Source organism: Aurantivibrio plasticivorans, from assembly GCF_055392955.1.
Window position 1 is genome coordinate 3,640,621 of sequence record NZ_AP036020.1, and the last position, 18,075, is coordinate 3,658,695.

General features: G+C 44.4%; 21 protein-coding genes. 9 read left to right on the forward strand and 12 right to left on the reverse strand.

Going from position 1 to position 18,075, the window contains the following annotated elements:
- Positions 1 to 13 precede the first annotated feature (13 nt).
- From ACZ5NB_RS16185 to nifE, 4 genes are read right to left on the reverse strand one after another with little or no spacing between them, the layout of a single operon-like run.
- Complete coding sequence (locus tag ACZ5NB_RS16185) at positions 14 to 481, reverse strand: NifX-associated nitrogen fixation protein (protein WP_460233310.1); 468 nt, start codon at positions 479 to 481, stop codon at positions 14 to 16.
- A 54-nt stretch (positions 482 to 535) separates the two neighbouring features.
- Positions 536 to 1,015 (reverse strand): NifB/NifX family molybdenum-iron cluster-binding protein, encoded by a 480-nt coding sequence (locus ACZ5NB_RS16190; protein WP_460233311.1) that lies wholly within the window; start codon positions 1,013 to 1,015, stop codon positions 536 to 538.
- Entirely contained in the window at positions 1,015 to 2,442 is a 1,428-nt protein-coding gene (nifN, locus tag ACZ5NB_RS16195; RefSeq protein ID WP_460233312.1) for a nitrogenase iron-molybdenum cofactor biosynthesis protein NifN, read from the reverse strand. The genes ACZ5NB_RS16190 and nifN overlap by 1 nt, the downstream gene beginning before the upstream one ends.
- Before the next feature lie 3 nt (positions 2,443 to 2,445).
- Complete coding sequence (gene nifE / locus ACZ5NB_RS16200) at positions 2,446 to 3,873, reverse strand: nitrogenase iron-molybdenum cofactor biosynthesis protein NifE (protein WP_460233313.1); 1,428 nt, start codon at positions 3,871 to 3,873, stop codon at positions 2,446 to 2,448.
- Between the two features lie 551 nt (positions 3,874 to 4,424).
- Between nifE and ACZ5NB_RS16205 the strand changes: the two genes are divergently transcribed.
- The 3 genes from ACZ5NB_RS16205 to ACZ5NB_RS16215 all read left to right on the forward strand — a co-directional run bounded on the left by ACZ5NB_RS16205 (position 4,425) and on the right by ACZ5NB_RS16215 (position 5,630).
- Entirely contained in the window at positions 4,425 to 4,631 is a 207-nt protein-coding gene (locus ACZ5NB_RS16205; protein ID WP_460233314.1) for a (2Fe-2S)-binding protein, read from the forward strand.
- An 87-nt stretch (positions 4,632 to 4,718) separates the two neighbouring features.
- A complete protein-coding gene (gene bfr / locus ACZ5NB_RS16210) occupies positions 4,719 to 5,195 on the forward strand; it encodes a bacterioferritin (RefSeq protein ID WP_460233315.1) in 477 nt (158 codons plus the stop codon).
- Between the two features lie 24 nt (positions 5,196 to 5,219).
- Positions 5,220 to 5,630 (forward strand): bacteriohemerythrin, encoded by a 411-nt coding sequence (locus tag ACZ5NB_RS16215; RefSeq protein ID WP_460233316.1) that lies wholly within the window; start codon positions 5,220 to 5,222, stop codon positions 5,628 to 5,630.
- Between the two features lie 89 nt (positions 5,631 to 5,719).
- Here the strand turns inward: ACZ5NB_RS16215 and ACZ5NB_RS16220 are convergent, their stop codons facing one another.
- On the reverse strand, positions 5,720 to 5,908 hold the full coding sequence (locus tag ACZ5NB_RS16220) for a hypothetical protein (RefSeq protein ID WP_460233317.1): 189 nt from the start codon (positions 5,906 to 5,908) through the stop codon (positions 5,720 to 5,722).
- Between the two features lie 524 nt (positions 5,909 to 6,432).
- Between ACZ5NB_RS16220 and ACZ5NB_RS16225 the strand changes: the two genes are divergently transcribed.
- From ACZ5NB_RS16225 to ACZ5NB_RS16250, 6 genes are all read left to right on the forward strand, one after another.
- Positions 6,433 to 6,807, forward strand: coding sequence for a Tse2 family ADP-ribosyltransferase toxin (locus tag ACZ5NB_RS16225; RefSeq protein WP_460233318.1), 375 nt, complete (start codon positions 6,433 to 6,435; stop codon positions 6,805 to 6,807).
- Positions 6,808 to 7,050, forward strand: coding sequence for a hypothetical protein (locus ACZ5NB_RS16230; RefSeq protein ID WP_460233319.1), 243 nt, complete (start codon positions 6,808 to 6,810; stop codon positions 7,048 to 7,050).
- Positions 7,051 to 7,229: 179 nt separating this feature from the next.
- Entirely contained in the window at positions 7,230 to 7,358 is a 129-nt protein-coding gene (locus ACZ5NB_RS16235) for a hypothetical protein (RefSeq protein WP_460233320.1), read from the forward strand.
- Between the two features lie 97 nt (positions 7,359 to 7,455).
- A complete protein-coding gene (locus ACZ5NB_RS16240) occupies positions 7,456 to 8,241 on the forward strand; it encodes a hypothetical protein (protein WP_460233321.1) in 786 nt (261 codons plus the stop codon).
- Positions 8,242 to 8,354: 113 nt separating this feature from the next.
- On the forward strand, positions 8,355 to 9,869 hold the full coding sequence (locus ACZ5NB_RS16245; RefSeq protein WP_460233322.1) for a competence protein CoiA family protein: 1,515 nt from the start codon (positions 8,355 to 8,357) through the stop codon (positions 9,867 to 9,869).
- A 180-nt stretch (positions 9,870 to 10,049) separates the two neighbouring features.
- Entirely contained in the window at positions 10,050 to 11,027 is a 978-nt protein-coding gene (locus ACZ5NB_RS16250) for an FRG domain-containing protein (protein ID WP_460233323.1), read from the forward strand.
- A 425-nt stretch (positions 11,028 to 11,452) separates the two neighbouring features.
- Here ACZ5NB_RS16250 and ACZ5NB_RS16255 read toward each other — a convergent pair whose 3' ends face one another.
- From ACZ5NB_RS16255 to nifH, 7 genes are all read right to left on the reverse strand, one after another.
- Positions 11,453 to 12,211, reverse strand: coding sequence for a 4Fe4S-binding leucine-rich repeat protein (locus tag ACZ5NB_RS16255; RefSeq protein WP_460233324.1), 759 nt, complete (start codon positions 12,209 to 12,211; stop codon positions 11,453 to 11,455).
- 107 nt (positions 12,212 to 12,318) lie between these two features.
- Complete coding sequence (locus ACZ5NB_RS16260; protein WP_460233326.1) at positions 12,319 to 12,582, reverse strand: DUF6129 family protein; 264 nt, start codon at positions 12,580 to 12,582, stop codon at positions 12,319 to 12,321.
- A 25-nt stretch (positions 12,583 to 12,607) separates the two neighbouring features.
- Positions 12,608 to 13,312 (reverse strand): dinitrogenase iron-molybdenum cofactor N-terminal domain-containing protein, encoded by a 705-nt coding sequence (locus tag ACZ5NB_RS16265; protein ID WP_460233327.1) that lies wholly within the window; start codon positions 13,310 to 13,312, stop codon positions 12,608 to 12,610.
- Between the two features lies 1 nt (position 13,313).
- Positions 13,314 to 13,535, reverse strand: a complete 222-nt coding sequence (nifT, locus tag ACZ5NB_RS16270) for a putative nitrogen fixation protein NifT (RefSeq protein WP_460233329.1) — start codon at positions 13,533 to 13,535, stop codon at positions 13,314 to 13,316.
- A 123-nt stretch (positions 13,536 to 13,658) separates the two neighbouring features.
- A complete protein-coding gene (nifK, locus tag ACZ5NB_RS16275; protein WP_464107579.1) occupies positions 13,659 to 15,239 on the reverse strand; it encodes a nitrogenase molybdenum-iron protein subunit beta in 1,581 nt (526 codons plus the stop codon).
- 117 nt (positions 15,240 to 15,356) lie between these two features.
- Positions 15,357 to 16,838, reverse strand: a complete 1,482-nt coding sequence (nifD, locus tag ACZ5NB_RS16280) for a nitrogenase molybdenum-iron protein alpha chain (protein ID WP_460233331.1) — start codon at positions 16,836 to 16,838, stop codon at positions 15,357 to 15,359.
- A gap of 187 nt (positions 16,839 to 17,025) precedes the next feature.
- Positions 17,026 to 17,901 (reverse strand): nitrogenase iron protein, encoded by an 876-nt coding sequence (nifH, locus tag ACZ5NB_RS16285; protein ID WP_460233332.1) that lies wholly within the window; start codon positions 17,899 to 17,901, stop codon positions 17,026 to 17,028.
- Positions 17,902 to 18,075 lie beyond the last annotated feature (174 nt).

An 18,075-nucleotide genomic window follows, 5' to 3' on the forward strand; every position in this document is an offset into this window, starting at 1 on the left:
AACGACCTCTCTCTTACAATTCAGCAACTTCTCGGTACTTGGTAACAATTTCCACAGCGGAGCCAATATTTTTTTCCAAATCTTTGACTAGCGCCTCTAATGAATCAAAACCAAAACGATGCACATCGCGTAAGGTTTTGTTCAAAACAACTAATCGACCCACAGTGATTAATGCCTTACCAAATCCTTCGTGGGTTAAGTTAATCAACGGCACGGCCATCAATTCCACTTCACGCTCAATACCAGCAGCGACCGCATTGTAGTAAGCTTTCAAACGGCTAATCGTTACTTCGTCAGGGTCGCCAACGACCGGGATTTCACGTCGACGCTCTTTAGTGAGCACGATAGGGTCAAGTACACGATAATCTTCCCACGTGTCATAAGTGCCATAACTATCCAGCGCACGAAGCTGGGTAACAATTTGCCGTACCATCAAGTTTTCCATTAATGGATCGCTGGCTTGAATAATTGTCTCGCTCATAATGTCCTCGTCTTCGCTGCTTTCGCTTGCTGGTTGTCTATAAAGTGAATGTAATTACTCAACCCATCCTTCGGATTCCATCGCATCAAATCGGCCCACATCGGGAGATTGAATGCGTTTCAACGCTTTGGCTAACCAACTCGATGGGCCTTCTTTTAACTCTTGTTGCAAAGCTTTAATTAACTCGTTAATTTGCGCGCCTTCGGTCACCTTCACCGGCTGAATACCTAAGCTCATTAATTGGCGCACCGCCGATGCACCACACGCTCGGCAATAGACGGCAATACACCCCGATAACACTTCTAACTTGATTACCAACTTATCTTCGTTGCCGTCTTGATTTAGATCGCCAAACTCGGTGACATTCAATAATTTCGAGTCGTCTGGCCCAACGCCGTAAATAGCGAAGCAACTAGCCGAACCAAAATGCTGATTAACCGATTGCCTGTCGGAAGTGGCAAATGCGACTTTCACTAAGTGTGAATCTGTATCGTCATCTAACACTCGAAGTTGTCGGGTGACATCACTACTCATTACGACCACCCATCCGCCACCACCTCGAGGTACTTGTCTTCGCGTTTTTGCGCATATTTTGAATAGTACGGCTGAGTTTCAACATGATGAGACATGGATAAATTCGCCAAATCAAACAGCGCTTGGCTGGTACCGCGATAGCCGAACCAACAACGCTGAAAACCACCGACTAAATCGTATTGTGGGAAACCAATGCGCAAAATAGGCACACCTAAACGTTCCGCGCTGTCTACTCCGTGGCTATTCGCCAATACCAGCTGCACGTGATTTTCGCGAGCGAGTTTCTCCATATCTTCCAAGTCGCCAATTTGCACACTGGTTTCGCCTAATGTGTCTAGCGCTGGGCCTTTTGCCGGACTGACGGCGGCGATAGTGTCTGCACCCATACCATTTACCAAACGATGGAAACCCGCCAACATATCTGGGTCCGATGCAATCGCAACGCGTGTTTGCCCTAACATAAAATGTGTATCGAGCATGGCGTCTTGTAATTGGCGACGCTGCTTTTGCCAGCGCATTGGCACTGGGGCCCCGCTTAATTCTGCAATTCGACTAAACCAGGCATCGCATTCGTCTAGGCCAAGCAGATGGCCAAAACAAAAACTCGGCACCGCGGTTTTTTTCTCAATCAACTTGGCGCTGCTTGCCATGCTTTCGCCAATGGCCAAGGTTGCGATACTTTCACCCGCAGTTTTAATGTCGTCTACCGACACACCACCGGTAGTCAATGCGTTGTATTGACCATCATCTAAATGACCGTCGAGCGAACCTGATAGATCAGGGATGAGTAGCGGCCTTAAACCAAAACTTTCAATACTTTCACTAACAAACTCCAAGTCGCCTGGCGTTAAGTTCGCACCACACAACACGTTGACTTGCTTTTTTCTCAAGCCAACCTTATTAACTTTTTTGGCTTCGCCGCTTGCATCGGTAATCTCTTCGATCGTTTTTGGCACCAACGTATTAATAATGCCTTTCACCGCCGTGGCGTAACCGCTTTCAAAGCTGCCCGCAAAATCAGGCGTATTCACCGCGACCACGGCGACATTTTCATACTCTGGATATTTCTGTCTAAAGTCGTACACCGCACGATTAATATCAGCGCCTTGGGTTTCGGCTAAACCCGTAGTGACTAAACCAATAATTGATGGGCTGTTCTTTTCTGAAATAACTCGCAATGCTTCGGTGATATTTTCGTCCGCACCCATGATCGAACTCACTTGGTCCATTGCGGTAGTTTGCAAAGGCACCGGTTCGCGAAAATGGCGAACAAAAAACACTTTCGCGAATGCGGTACACCCTTGCGAGCCATGCATCAATGGCATAGCACGAGAGATACCCAAGAATGCCAAGGCGGCGCCCGTAGTTTGCGAAGTTTTTAGCGGACTAACCGAAAGCGCTTTTTTACGGCGGTAAATTTCTGTCATAACTTATCCAGCGGCTACTAGTGAGTTATCGGAAATTGTATTAGCAAGTGCGGGGCTTTCTGACCAAGGAGCAGGTCGACGCACCGCTTCCCATACTGGGCTTTCAAGAGTCAGTGTTAATTGTCGAACCAATTCCAACATGCCTTCGTAACCGGCATAAGCAAATTCACGCTCTTGGTTAATATCCAAAAATGGAATGCGCGCTTTTAATGCGGTGTACATGTTGCGGCCACCGGCAATCAAGATATCGGCTTTGTAATCCTCAACCGTTTGCAGGAGCACTTTGGGGTTACCTTCGTCTAGCATCTTGACGTCGTCGCCCATTAATTCGCGAATGCGGGCTTTGTCTTCTTCGGTCGATTTTTTGGTACCGGTGGCAACCACTTTCATGCCCAAATCTTGGAGCGCAGAAATCACCGACCACGATTTCACACCACCGGTGTAAAGCAGCACGCGCTTACCGGACAACCGATCACGCCAAGGCTCGAGGGCTTCGCGTACACGATTTTCTTCTCGCTCAATTAGCGCTTCGGTGCGTTCGGTTAAATCTGGGTCATCAATTAAGCGGGCAAAGTCACGCAACGCTTGGGAAGTATCGGTAATGCCGTAGAAGCTACCTTCAAACCAGGGAATGCCGTAGTTGTCTTCCATTTTGCGTGCAACGTTCAGCATGGCTTTGGAACACACCATCATGTTCACTTCGGCGGCGTGCATGCTTTGCACTTCTCTAAAACGCGCATCACCACTTAAGGTACACAACACGCGAATACCTAGCTCATCAAGCAATGGCAGCACATGCCAAAATTCACCGGCGATGTTGTATTCGCCAATGAGATTCACATCGTGAACTTTAATACCCGGGCGCTGGACTGATTCGGGAATCGGATCGGGATCACGCGTACCGATGACGTGTTTCACCATCGATTCGCCCGCAATGCGGTTACCTAAATTTTTGGTGCCGTAAAAACCCGCCGCATCCACCGGCACCACGGGTACACCCCATCGCTCGGTGGCCGTTTTGCAAATCGCATCAATGTCGTCACCAATCAGCGCGGGCACACAGGTGTTGTAAATAAATACCGCGGGTGGGTTGTAGTCAGCCACTGCTTGTTTGATCGCGTGGAACAGACGTTTTTCCGCGCGCCCCATCACAATATCTTCTTCGGTCAGGTCAGTGGTCATACCGATACGATACAAATCGGCACCACTGGAACGCGTACCGCGGTTATCCCAAGAACTACCCGCACAGGCGATTGGGCCGTGAACAATGTGCGCTACATCAGCAATCGGTAAAAGCGCAATCTGCGCACCGTCAAATGCGCAACCGCCGGCAGAAGCTCCCGGCTTTGGTTTTGCACAACCCGATTTTTCTTTCTTGTTGTGCTCGCAGGCCGGTTCATCTAACAACTCAGCAATGTCTTTTGCTTTCATCCGAACAACCCTTAACGCTCGTTGGCTTGATTGCGTATGTCGGTTATGCCTCGGCCATCATTCGGCGAACCATACCAACACGCACCCGTTGAAAGCTTAGCTGCAATACTCAGACCAGCCATCTAACCCTCTGTTTTATAACGTTTTATATACACATTTGACGTGTAGCAATTGCAACAATTGAGTTTTGTTTGCAACGAACACGACAAGCACTTGCGGCTATCGACAGGAGACAAACCCGACAAAAACACTACAACGATTCCGCATCAACGCAGATCGCATCAAACAGTCGAACTAAAACAAAATAATTTGTCGGCTTTGCAACAACGCGTCGTTGGCTGAATTTGGAAAAGCAAGCCACTGCATCGTAAGTGATTGATTTATTTCGCTTCTTTTTCTGCTCTGAATTTACAACGAAATGGGCGCGCGGATTGCATTACCAGTTCCATGTGTTCATGCCCGAGTGAAATTCCAACGAGCCCTTGATGTTATGTGAGTGATGTTATGTGAGTGCGATGCTGGGAAATCAGTTCAGTGATGAGGAGTGACTTATGTACGTTTGCGTTTGCCAAGGCATCACCGACCGCCACATTGAAAAAGCGGTGAGTGAAGGCGCTAAGCACTTAAACGATTTACGTTCGAGCTTACAAGTCGGCACCGTCTGTGGCCGCTGTAAACACTGCGCGCATAAATGTTTGAGCGAATCACTACAAACCAAAGAGGCCAATTGCAGCCCGGTCTACGCCGCTACTGCTTAAGCCTCGAATAGAGATTATGGCAATACTCCTAACGCATAAGCACTAAGGTTCTATCAATAGTTTCATCCATAAAGAGGCATTTGATCTATGAAAGGTGATAGCAAAGTCATCAGCTTACTCAACACCCAACTCACCAACGAGCTAACCGCCATCAACCAGTACTTTCTACACGCGCGCATGTACGACAACTGGGGATTAACCAAACTTGGCAAACACGAATACAAAGAATCCATTGAAGAAATGGAGCATGCCGACAAGCTTATCGAGCGTATCTTAATGATCGAAGGGCTTCCAAACCTTCAAAACCTCAACAAGTTGATGATCGGCGAAAATGTGCCTGAGTGTCTACAGTGCGATTTAGACTTGGAAAAAGGCTCACACAAAGATTTAGTCGAAGGCATCGCTTATTGTGAAACAGTAAAAGACTATGTCAGCCGCGAAATCTTCGAATCTATCCTTGAAGACACCGAAGACCATATCGACTACCTAGAAACACAACTAGAGCTAGTCGCTAAGGTCGGTGTAGAAAACTACCTGCAATCACAGATGGACGCTGGCGAATAGTCTTTAGTATAGGGAATTGTAAGCATGCCAAGCGCAGAAGATTTGCTTAATCGTTTCGCCGATGAATTTACATTAGACGACGAAACGATGGATAACACTCACATCGAGTTCTTGTCTTTAGTAAAAGCAGCCAGTGACGCCGACCAGCAACAATTTCCCGCCGCGATGACCGCGCTTTTAGAACATACCAAAACACACTTTGCCGATGAAGAAGCCCGCATGACCGAAATCGGACACGGGCTTCTAAGTGAACATCGCGCCGATCATCAACGCATATTGGGCGACATGGAAAGACTCTGCCTGCGCGCCAATGCCGGCCGCCCAGCAATGGCGCGCGCCTGGGTCGGCGAAAGCCTACTCGTTTGGTTTTCCACACATGCAAAAACCATGGACAGCGCATTGGCGGCAGAGCTGAATAGCACAGCTACTGCCTAGCCAATTTTTTTCGCCGCATGTAGATAAACATTTCTCTAAATCTATCGCTAAATTTAGAGAAATGTTCAAGAGCTATTTAAGCCTTAATATTAAGCCTTAATGCAGTCCGGACAATAGCTCACACCACGCGCGAAACCATTTGCCTTATCAAAAGCAGCTATCGCCTGCGCAAACGACCCCAAATAACGGAATTCTGTATTCGGCACTATAGTTGCGCACTCTTTACGGTGAACGATATTGTCTTCTTCACTTTTTCTATCCAAGAAAAATTCTGCCATTTCACACCTCGATTTATATCTGGTCGATTAATCTCTATTAAGAGATGTTGTCGTTTAATTGGCCTGATGAGATCTACTGATTAACCGCTTGTTGTCAGCCGCTGCAGACTTACCTTTAAGGCCTACAGGTAAAATGCGAATCTTGTACCAAATACCTCTGTATAAACGTCTCTAATAATTCAATAAAATCAAACAGTTATAAAACTTCTGTTTTGAAGACCATTAAAGATTTTGTTTGATCTAGATCATTGACAGCATTTTGGTTGCAATACCGACATTATTGTTGGAGGATTCGTCGGTGCTTGTGTTGCGAGCCAGCGATTTCTATCTCGTTATTCGCATTCAGCAAAGCTTTCAGAAAGGAAGCGAAGATCTAGCGTATTGACTTCAATAAACGCTAAACTCGATAAAAACGCCCATACAATGAATTAAACGCCATTTAAATATGATTATAAATTTGTCAATCATGTTACATAAATTGACGCTCTAGCAAACCAGATTACAAATAAATCAAGGAGAAGATAATGCAGTTAGAGGACTTATTTTTTGCGCCCGAGGACCTTTACAGACTAGGTAACTCTTCGAGCCCGCGACTAACAAATGTTCGGCGCCCTAAAGATATTGATACGATGGAAGTGAATGGCATTACCGTTGTCATTGCAAACGGAAAGGGAGTTTCGCTCTCAACCAAAGAGCGCTTAGATAAAACCCAAATGTCAGGTTGGGTCTGGAAGATTATTAGGGGAACCCAAGTTCCTTCTGGTTTGAGATTAATCAACGATAGACCGGGCCACTACTCTATATGCCCAACCGCGAATATGCCTTTAGATGAATTCGTTGGTTTACTGTCTAAGTTGGCGCTCAAATGCCAAAAGGTTTTCAAGAAAGAGGTAGTATAGATGGCAACAATAAGAGAAATGAACATTAGCTCAAACGACTGGGAAACACGGTATATTCTAGAGTCGCTCGCAGCTGAAATGAATAGATTGAAAACCATTAACGCCACCTCGGAAGACGAAGATGAAGCCGCCGATGCAGGAAATGACTATATTGAGATTTCCGGGTTGTACGAACGCTTATGTTCGGAAGCAGTAAATGTATTTGGCGAGCAAATACTTAACTTTTCTAGAGAGTCCATATAACGACAACAAAACACATGCAACATAGCTGCATAAATTACGGCTCGAATGCTAACTTAACTGGGCGGAGTACGAGCCGAAGTTTTAACTAGGGGTTATAAGTGAGCAAAAAAACCACAAGCGTTACTCTTGACCGAGCTCGAAAACTTAGAAGCCTATCCAATGCTCAAAAAGTCAAGAACATGACTGATAAAAAAATCGACAAGATAATTGAGAATGACCCAGACCTATACCAGCTGACCGATGAAGAACTGGCAGAGTTTAAGGTCGCACGAGGAAATAACAATAAATATGAGCAAGAAACACACTAGCAAGCCAAAGGGATAATGGGTAAATTTCGTTTAAGCTGCTTGTAAACCTAACCTCTCTTATCTTTTCGTCCTATTCATAGTTTTTCTAGAACAGATCATGAACCGAATTTATATAACAAGGGAAATTTTTAGTTGGCATGTAAGCAACGATAGCTGTACTTATGCGATGCAAGCCGATTGGAAAAGGCCTTACGAATATCTTGACCTTGCATACAGAACACTAAACAACCATCTAGACAATCTAGAACTCATTGATTGCGTGTCAAATTTGAAAAGAGCTATAGATCACCGAATTAAAAAAATCTCTTCCGATTATAAGTTTAAGCGCCTCAATGTATTCAATTATTCCAAAGGTGACCTCGATAAACTTACACAGCTAGGCTTAGCCAAGCCAGCGATGCTCCATCAAATTAGAGCAATCAGGAACGCTATAGAACATCAGTTTAGTGAGGCTCCCAATAAGACTCGGTGTTCAGAGCTCGCAGATTTTACATGGTATTTCTTGAGGGCTACTGATGAAATCACTCGTTCAATGCCAACCGATATCCAATTTTGTGATAGCTATATACCCGGCATAGACACAAAAATATGGGCAAGGTTCGTATGGAACACATATACTGAGGCTCTATGGAGTAAAATGGAGTTCATTAGCAATTTACAGATAAAACATGTCTGTTTTGATCAAACAGAAGGTTATATCCCAATCGATGAAGTTTATATTTCTAAGCACGATAGAAATTTACAAAACCCGAAATTGGATGAAAAGGGAATTTCTGAACTAGAACCTGACACAATTTTGACTATAGCCGGCATTTACAATTTCGAAGACAGTTCCGCTCACAATATAGTGCAAGCATATTTCAATTGTGATAGAGGGGTATGAAATAATAGTTAGATCAGTATCAGCTATATTTAGTTTTTTATATGTTTAGAGCTGGCAGAGTGAGTGTCTTTATAATATTTCGAATCAGCACAAAACAAACACTATTTTGAACCATGACTGGAATTAAACTTGGCTGGGGGCTTCACGATACAGGACGAATGCTTCACATTGCGGATGCAGATCGAGGTAAGCAATGCAACTGCATTTGCCCAGACTGCAAAAACCCGCTAATTGCAAGGCAAGGTGAAAAAGTAGTATGGCATTTTGCACATGCAGTTCCAATTGAATGCAACGGCGAGAGTGTTCTGCACCGTGCTGCAAAGCAAGCGATTGTAGATGCGGCAAACCAACAAGAATCAATCAGCTTACCAGATAAATCTGGGATAGTGACCTTGCGTTCTTCACGGGGTAAATCATTCCAAAGAACATGGAGCATGCAACCCCAAAACCTTCGACTTTTTTCGGCAAAGCAAGAGGTAAAAATACGCCCCGACCTCATTGCCGATGTCCTTACGCAAGGAGAAGGTGAGCAAGAGCTGGCAATTGAAATCTATGTTACACACGCAAAGACCGAGGTTGAGGCAGACAAATACGAAGACGTAAAGTTATCCTGTATTGAAATAGACTTATCCGAAATACCTTGGAATAGCACTTCTGAGGAAATAAAAGATGCTGTTTTACAAAAGGCACCAAAAAAATGGATATATTGTGACTACGAATACTTGCTTATAGAACAAACAAAAAAGGAGCTTAGATCATATATTAGTAATACTGAGCGCCTTGATTTCGTAGCAGTTGAAGACTTTTGCAAAAAGCTTGGAAAGCAAGGCAATAGAATTTTAAAGCTCTTTGATTGGCCCATAATTACTGGCACATATCGTAAGAAAGGAAAAAGTGGGCTTACAGTTATTGAGCACAAAACCCAACCTAAAGTCACCATCCTTCATGACGACTGGAAGCGTGATCACAACGTATTTTCTGTAACAGGCTTAGTCAACGGCAAAACAAGATTACCCATACATTTAGTCTTGCGCGGCACCCCGAATGTTAGCTTTGATATCGAAAAACCCGCATTGGTCATTTGGCTTGAAATTTATGATGGAGAAATAGTGGAGGAGTTTTGTGAGCTAGAATGGATAGGCATTGATACATGGATCAGTAAGCTTGAGCAAATCGCTAAAAAACGATGCGAAGAGGAATTTTACAGGAATGAGAAAAAACATAGCGATATTAGTGAATTCTCTGAAAAATTTAGAAATGGCAATGATCTATTCAAACTGCAATTCATAGCAGAAAAACTTAATATCAAGAAACCTGAAAAAGAAGGTAGTTATTTACCGAACTGGAATACTACTTGGTCGGTTTGGAAAAGCCTCGTGTGGTACTACAAAATCTCAAGAAAAACAGGCTTTGAAGTGAGTTTAAAATCAATTGCAGATGATGCGTGGATATCCGAGCTGCTCGATTGGCCTGAAGATCAAGCCTCTATCGATGCAAGACAAAAAAATCTCTGGTTTTGGTTTAAAGATCTTGAAAAGGTTGGTATAGCTCGTCATCAAGGTAGACAACGGTTCCTAATTGCCGAGCAACTACCTAAAAATTTTATACCGTGGCACAAAGTGCCATAAGCCTAAATGTAGAATTTGGTAAAAGGAGACGGAGGGAATAATTTTTGACCAACACCGCAATTGATCAATAAACATACCCTCTATCTCTTTTATTTACACATCTGTTGTTGATTTATCCGGTATTTATCGTCAACGCGTTTCTATAAATTGTTTTTATGAGCTCTCATACAAAGGAAGACAATGAAAGAAATTGAGCCTAAAGGACGGATTAGTGATATAGCTGACGTCCTCTCAGAATATGCTAGTGACTACAGAAATTTATGGTTTAGGGGTCAGCCAAGCTACGAATATAAATTGAGGCCAAGTATTTTTAGGCAAGGCAATGAGTTCGGAATGGTATTCCATGAACAAAAAATGTTTGAGGAATTCAAACGTAGGTACCCAGACAAGTCGGAGCAGCATAAAACAACTTATGAATGGTTAACTCTAATGCAACACTATGGACTACCCTCAAGATTATTAGATTGGAGTAGTAGTCTAACCGTCGGTTTATATTTTGCTTGTGTTTCAAACCCTGACGATGATGCAGCACTATTTGTCTTTGATCCTACTTATATGGAAAGAGACTTCCATTTTAATGAGTTTATGAAAATGCAGGTGGAAGAAAAGACAAAGCATGAATTTTATAGGAGACTAGTCTTTAACACAGAAGGATTGATAGAAGACAGTACGAAAATTAATGGTATTTCTATCGCCCAGATAAAAAATGACTTGCATACGCAAATTAAATTTTATGGCCTATCTACAGGAAGCACGGAAGATTTCAACAGTCTCACAATTATACAAAAACTACAAAATACCGTAGATCATGAAGGGAAGCCTGTGCACATGATTGAGCAAGATGTAATCAGCGCGTTCTCCAACATTATCCCATTTAGATCTCCACATCTAAATCCTCGCATAAGGCAGCAACATGGCTTTTTTACGTTTCACGGCGGCATGTTTATAGAAGGCCAAGAGTTCATTAAAGTGGATGAGATGGAAACACACACTTATAGTGAAAACTGTCTTTTAAAAATTCGAATATCATCGAAAGAAAAGCGAAATATTCTAAAAGAGCTCGCTTATGCGGGTATTCGGGAGGCAACTTTATTCCCGGAAATGGAATATCAAGCAAAAGAGATAAAGGAAGAGTTCTCGGAGAGTTGTGGCTCATAACGAAGGATGCTTCGGTCACTAAAAAACATGGTCTGCGCGGGACGCGCTTTTCTTAGCGCCGCGTGCCCCTCGCCACGGCGTTCCCATTTCAAGCCGTCGAGTAACGGAGCAAGCAAGAGATAAAAGCTGAGGCTGTTTGAGCGGAGCGAGTTTCCGAAGCTTCTCTTGATGGCGAGTAACGCAGAGAAGCCGAAGGCCGGCTTGATGGGTGGGCTTTGATGTACAGGGACGTTCGAATGCCGCGAACGCATGGATGCGTAGGAGCGGTCTTGGTTACTTCTTTGACTCAGAGCGTCCTGCTCTTCGGTCTTCGACCAGCACAAAAAGCGGCTGCCCAATTTTGTTCCATACAAAATTGTCCCCAAATAAAGAAGTAACTCGCCCAAAGGCGAACCTTTATTTAGCTTTATGGATTAATCAAAAGATTATGAATCAGAGAGCTTCTTGCTCTCCTGCTCCAACCTCCATCCCACCGCATCCCTAACCTCCGGATCACTATCCTCCTTCAAAGGAAGTATCGCTTCCAACGGCGCATTTTCAACCGCCGCCAACCGCACCGTCCAATCACTATCCTTCAACAAACGAACAACACTTTCCCCATGTAAACGACTTGCGACTATGCGCCGGATTTCCGGTTCGGGATCAGTTGACATTAATTCCAGCGTTTCTTCCGGCAAACGATTGGCCACCATTTTGCGCACTTGACGATCATCATCACGAATAAAACGAAATAATCTACCGGCCGGTAAACGTTGTACCACGTAGGCGCGGACTAAGTAATCAGGATCGCTGGCGAGCTTCTCTAAATGTTCTAGCGGCAAGCGATCGGCAACGGTGATTCTTACTTCGCGGTCTTCGTCGTTCATGAGTTCTGACAATCTATCGCGAGGTAATCGATAGGCGACTGCCCTTCTTACGGCTTCGTCTGGGTCGTAGATTAGTTCGTCGAGCATCGCGACGGGGATGTAGCGTGCGGCTATTGCGCGGCGTTCCCAGAAATCATCACCTACATAGAGTGGTGCGAGTTCTGGGTTTAAACGGAGGAAGCGATCAATTTGGCGGCCGCTGTCGACAACCACGCAGGCATCGCCCGGACAGCAGCGTTGTGCCGGAAGGAGGTTTTCCGAGTAGCGGCAGGAAATACAATCGGCTCTCGGGGTTAGGTCGTTTCGGTCGTCGCTCATTGTCTTCAATTAGGGTTACCGGTATTTACATTGAGGGACGTTTGTTTGCCTTCAATTAATGTTTTGTTCTATGAGTCTTCACATACCCTTATAGTAGCTACAGACTTTTAGTCTTCATACAACTCGGCAAGTACCATTCCAGATGCAGCTTCTTCGTCGTTAGTTAATACCGAACAATGATCAGACGAATTAACGAGATATACATTAAACCCCTCGCATTCGCGAAAAGCTTTGCCCATATTCACGTCGTCATCTGAGCAGTAAGTGAAGTGCGCGTCGCTATGTTCTTCACGCACTTTTTGCATAGTCGCTTCGGAGAGGCCTTGTTTTTCAACGAAGGCCACTACGTCATCAATCACTTGCATTTTCATTTGATGAACCTCTTAACCAAAAGCCTTAACCATTACCTTCAACTGCAAAACGAACACGTTCTTGCGGTTGTTCACCCATGATTTTCGCTAACCAGGGTGGTGGTGTACCACCGATAACGGTTTGTAACTCAGCCATTAATTCTGGAGCTGGGCGGACTTCTTTTAACTTCATTGGATGAAGCCCTGCACGAACCACTTTGGCTGTGGCTGGACCACCAATCGACGCTGTACACAGCACGTGACAATCTTCGATTAGATTCGCGCGAATGACATTTTTGTCGTCGTCGGGGTCAACTTTGGGAACGCTACGAATATCGATTAAACGAATTTCGCTACCGGAGACTTGGTAGATGAGAAAACGGGCGCAGGAACCGAAATGGCCATCGATTTTATCGCCATTGTTTGACGTGCAAGCAATACGAATAGAGCCCGGCATGTCGTCTTCGGCGTAGTCGTCAATTTCAGGTAAAGGCTCAGCTTCGAATTCAAAGCCTCGACCTTTTAAATAATTGACTGCGCGGGTGAGTTCGTCATCGCTTGCATTGGCGAGTAAATCGTTTGACGCGGAAACCAATTTACCTTTACGCAGCTTTGACAATTTGTTGGCCGTAATAGGATGGCCAACAGCTTGCAGTAGAATTTTTAACAGCGTACTCGCTTCGGTATCTGGCAGTTCACGTGCTGCCAGACCAATGCGTAGTGCGACTTGTTCTGATAGCGGAGAAGACATGTTAGGCCTCCTCTGCGCGCTTCGCCCTAACGGTTATGGGTAAACGCGGGCGTTCGGTAAAAGGTTCAATATAATATGATGATCCATCCGCTAAGGTAAATTTCCCACCCCATTTGTCATCATCCTCATATTCGACAGATACGATTGTATCTTCTAAATCTTTTTTCGCGATATAGAGCGTTAGTTGCCCAGTATCATTTTGGCGAATCATTACGCTTGGCATTGCGTATCTCCCGTTATGCACACTTAACAATATGTGAACGCCATTAGCATGATAAGCAATGGCGCGCTCACAGATGATCCGCAGCGGGGTTGCCGCTGCGGAATACTTCTACTCGTTAGTCAATTAACGAACCAAGTCGTAGTTGTAGTCAGTGGTTTGCATACCACGGGTTTTGTCATCCAAATGCTCAAGCTCAGTGTTAACCAAGGTAGTGAGAATTTGCATAGCACCTTCGTAACCAAGAGTGGTTTGACGATGCAAATGATGACGATCGAAGATTGGGAAGCCGATACGGATTAGTGGCACTTCATGCTCTTCGCCTTTGTAAAGCGTATCGCGCTGAATGAACTTACCGTAGCTGTTACCAATCATGTAGTCAGGCTTGTTGGTGAATACGAGTGAACGCATATGCCACAAGTCTTTACCGATGTGCACTTCACTGTTAGCACCGTATGGGCTTTCCGCCAAGATAGCTTCCATGGCTTTTTTCCAACGCTTGTTAGCGTTGTTAGCTAATACGTGAGTAGGCTCACAACCGAGTTCTAATAAGAACTTAGTCATACCCATGACAAAATCTGGGTCGCCCCATAGTGCGTATTCTTTGCCATGTAACCAAGCGTGTGAGTCAGTCATCATGTCAACAAGACGACCGCGCTCTTTGGCGATGCTATCAGCAATTGGTTGACCAGTGGTTTCGCTAACTTTCATTAGGAATTCATCTGTCCAATCAAGACCCATTGGGATATGTGAATCTTTTTCACCAGGTGCTGCATGGTTCCAAGTATTTTTAACGAACTTCAAGCTCTTGGTTGACTGCCAAGGTTGTAAGAAGAACGTGTTTTGCGCGTTAGGCGCATCTTTGATTTCGTCTTGCGTAGTACCACCGGCATACATACGGAATTCACCGTCAGCTGGAGTATCCAAAATTTCTTCTGGATCAGACAACATTGTGAAGTCAATGTCCATTTCATTAAGCATGCGCTTAATAACACGGTAGTTGCCAAGATAAGTTTCGAAGCCTGGAACGATGTTGATTTTACCATTGCTGCCTACTTCTTTATCTTCCATATGGTTCAAAGTGAAGTAACGGATAATACCTTCAAACATGTTATCCCAACCTGTGGTATGGCTACCAACAAAGCTTGGAGTATGAGCGAAAGGTACTGGGTAATCGTCAGGGATATGACCTTCTTTACGAGAGTTTCCGATAAAGGCGTTAAGGTCATCACCGATTACTTCAGCCATACACGTAGTAGACACAGCGATCATGTCTGGCTTGTAAGTCGCTTTACAGTTTTCTAGTCCGTCAAACATGTTTTTCTGACCACCGAATACTGCCGCGTCTTCTGTCATTGAGTCAGATACACAAGAGATTGGCTCTTTGAAGTGACGGTTAAAGTAAGTGCGGAAATAAGCAACACAACCTTGGCTCCCGTGAACATAAGGCATGGTTTTTTCAAAACCTAATGAACACAATACTGCACCAAGTGGTTGACAGGCTTTAGCTGGGTTAACAGTTAACGCTTCGCGAGCAAAGTTGAGTTCTTTGTATTCTTCGGTTGTTGTCCACAAAAAAGTCTCGTCGATTAATTCTTGTGGATGAACTTCCTCGAACTGCTCTCGTTTGTTTTTCAGGCTATCTTTGTAGTCCTGATCGCGGAACAAGGGATAACTGGGTTTGATGTCTTCAACTGATTGACTCATGGTAATTTCTCCTCTCGCGCCACTAATCTGTGGTCCGGCGAGCTAGGTTGAGTAAGTGGTGGGTTGAGTACACAACCCACCAAGGTTAGATACCTACGTAACGACTATTCAGATCGATTAAGCAGTAGCTGCAACTGATTCAGTTTGCTCTGCTTCTTTCTTCCAAGGCGCTTGTAGCTTATTCCAGCATGGGTTGTTCAACGTCATGTCCATATCACGAGCGAAGATAGCGAAGCCATCGAAGCCGTGGTAAGGACCTGAGTAATCCCAAGAGTGCATTTGACGGAATGGGATACCCATTTTCTGGAATATGTATTTTTCCTTAATACCTGAGCCGATGAGGTCTGGCTTAACTTTCTTCACGAACTCTTCGAATTCGTAGCCAGTTACATCATCGTATAAGAGCGTTGCGTCACCCATTTCTTTGAGTGTGCGGTCGTAGTCATCGTTATGGCCAAATTCATAACCAGTACCAACAACTTCCATACCCAAGTCTTCGTAGGCGCCGATTACGTGACGTGGGCGTAAGCCACCAACGTACAACATAACTTTTTTGCCTTCTAAGCGAGGACGGAATTTAGCGATAACTTCTTCCCACTCAACTTTATACTTCTCGATAACTTCTTCGCATTTAGCTTGGATAGTTTCGTCGAAGTAAGAAGCGATTTTACGGAGTGATTCAACAGTTTTGGTTGGACCAAAGAAGTTGTATTCAATCCAAGGGATCTGATACTTCTCTTCCATATGACGAGAGATGTAGTTCATTGAACGGTAGCAGTGAACTAGGTTCAATTTAACTTTAGGCGTTAATTCCATTTCTGAAATCGTACCGTCACCAGACCATTGAGCAACAACACGTAGGCCCATTTCTTCTAACAAGATACGAGATGACCATGCGTCACCACCGATGTTGTAGTCACCAATGATGGCTACGTCATATGGAGTGGTTTCAAATGAATCGTCTTCGTCACGAGCACTTAATACCCAATCGCGAACCGCATCGTTAGCAATGTGGTGACCCAATGATTGAGAAACACCGCGGAAACCTTCACAACGAACGGGTACAACAGTTTTACCGTGTTCTTTAGTTTTTGCTTTAGATACTGCTTCAATGTCATCACCAATCAAACCGATTGGACATTCTGATTGAATTGTTACGCCTTTGTTTAATGGGAAAAGCGTTTCAATTTCATCAATAGTTTTCGAAAGCTTTTTGTCACCGCCGAAAACGATGTCTTTCTCTTGGAAATCGGTAGTGAAGTTCATGGTAACGAAAGCGTTAACACCCGTAGTACCGATGTAGTAGTTACGACGTCCAGCACGTGAGTACTGACCGCAACCAACAGGACCATGAGAGATATGAATCATATCTTTTACTGGACCCCAAACCACACCTTTAGACCCAGCGTAAGCACATCCGCGAATAGTCATTACACCTGGCAAAGATTTTTTGTTCGATGTAATACATTTTTTGGATTGCTCTAATTCAGGATCATTAGGCGATAAATGCTTCGCACGATCCTTTTTCGCTTTCTCTGGATAAACTTCAAGTACTTCTTGAATCAACGATTCAACTTCGTCTCTAGACATTACGGCCATGGTGAGCCTCCTCTAATTTGGGTCTGTTAATACCTATTTGATTTCCACTGTTTTGATAACCAAATAGGTATTAACAGACCCGGGTTGCGGGTGCAGATATCGAAAGATATCTGATAGGGCCAATCTGCCCTATCCCGATCTGACCCCGGAGCGAAATCCGGGGTTACCACTTTGCTGTAGAGAGGAATTAACCTTCGTCAGCAGCTGTTTTACCAACAATGCTCATGTCTTCTTCTTCCATGATGCCGAATTCCATCAACAACTCTTCGAGTTCGTCCATGGTGATAGGCGCAGGAATAACAAGCTTTTTGTTTTCGATGATTTTGTTTGCAAGTGCACGATACTCATCAGACTGTTTTGCAGCTGGATCGTACTCGATGCAAGTCATACGACGGATTTCAGCACGTTGTACAACGTTGTCACGTGGGATGAAGTGAATCATTTGAGTGCCTAATTTAGCAGCCAACGCTTCGATTAATTCATCTTCACGGTCAGTGTTACGTGAGTTACAGATCAAGCCAGCTAGACGAACACCGCCTGAGTTTGCATATTTCACGATACCTTTAGAAATGTTGTTGGCAGCGTACATAGCCATCATTTCACCAGATACAACGATGTAGATTTCTTGTGCTTTGTTTTCGCGGATAGGCATAGCGAAACCACCACATACAACGTCACCCAGTACGTCGTAGAAAACGAAATCTAGATCGTCTTCGTATGCACCTTCCTCTTCAAGGAAGTTAATTGCAGTGATAACACCACGGCCTGCGCAACCAACACCTGGCTCTGGACCGCCAGACTCAACGCACTTAACTTCGCCGTAGCCAGTTTTTAATACATCTTCTAACTCGAGATCTTCAACAGTTCCCGCTTCAGCCGCCATTTCCATGATGGTGTTTTGCGCTTTCGAGTGAAGGATCAAACGAGTTGAGTCTGCTTTAGGATCGCAGCCTACGATCATGACTTTTTTACCAGCTTCAGCTAGTGCAGCCACAAGGTTTTGAGTGGTAGTGGATTTACCGATTCCACCTTTACCGTAAATTGCACATTGACGCATTGCCATAATAATTCTCCTCGGATTTAACAGGCGTTCGTTCATCTATTTCGGAGCAGCAGAGAAGGCCACATACCTGACATAGCTCGTACTGCCTGTAGCACTGCCTTAGGTGCAGCGTTTGTGCCAGCCGGGGCAAAATTTCGTAACCTATTGTTTTAATGAGGATTATTTATTTAACCC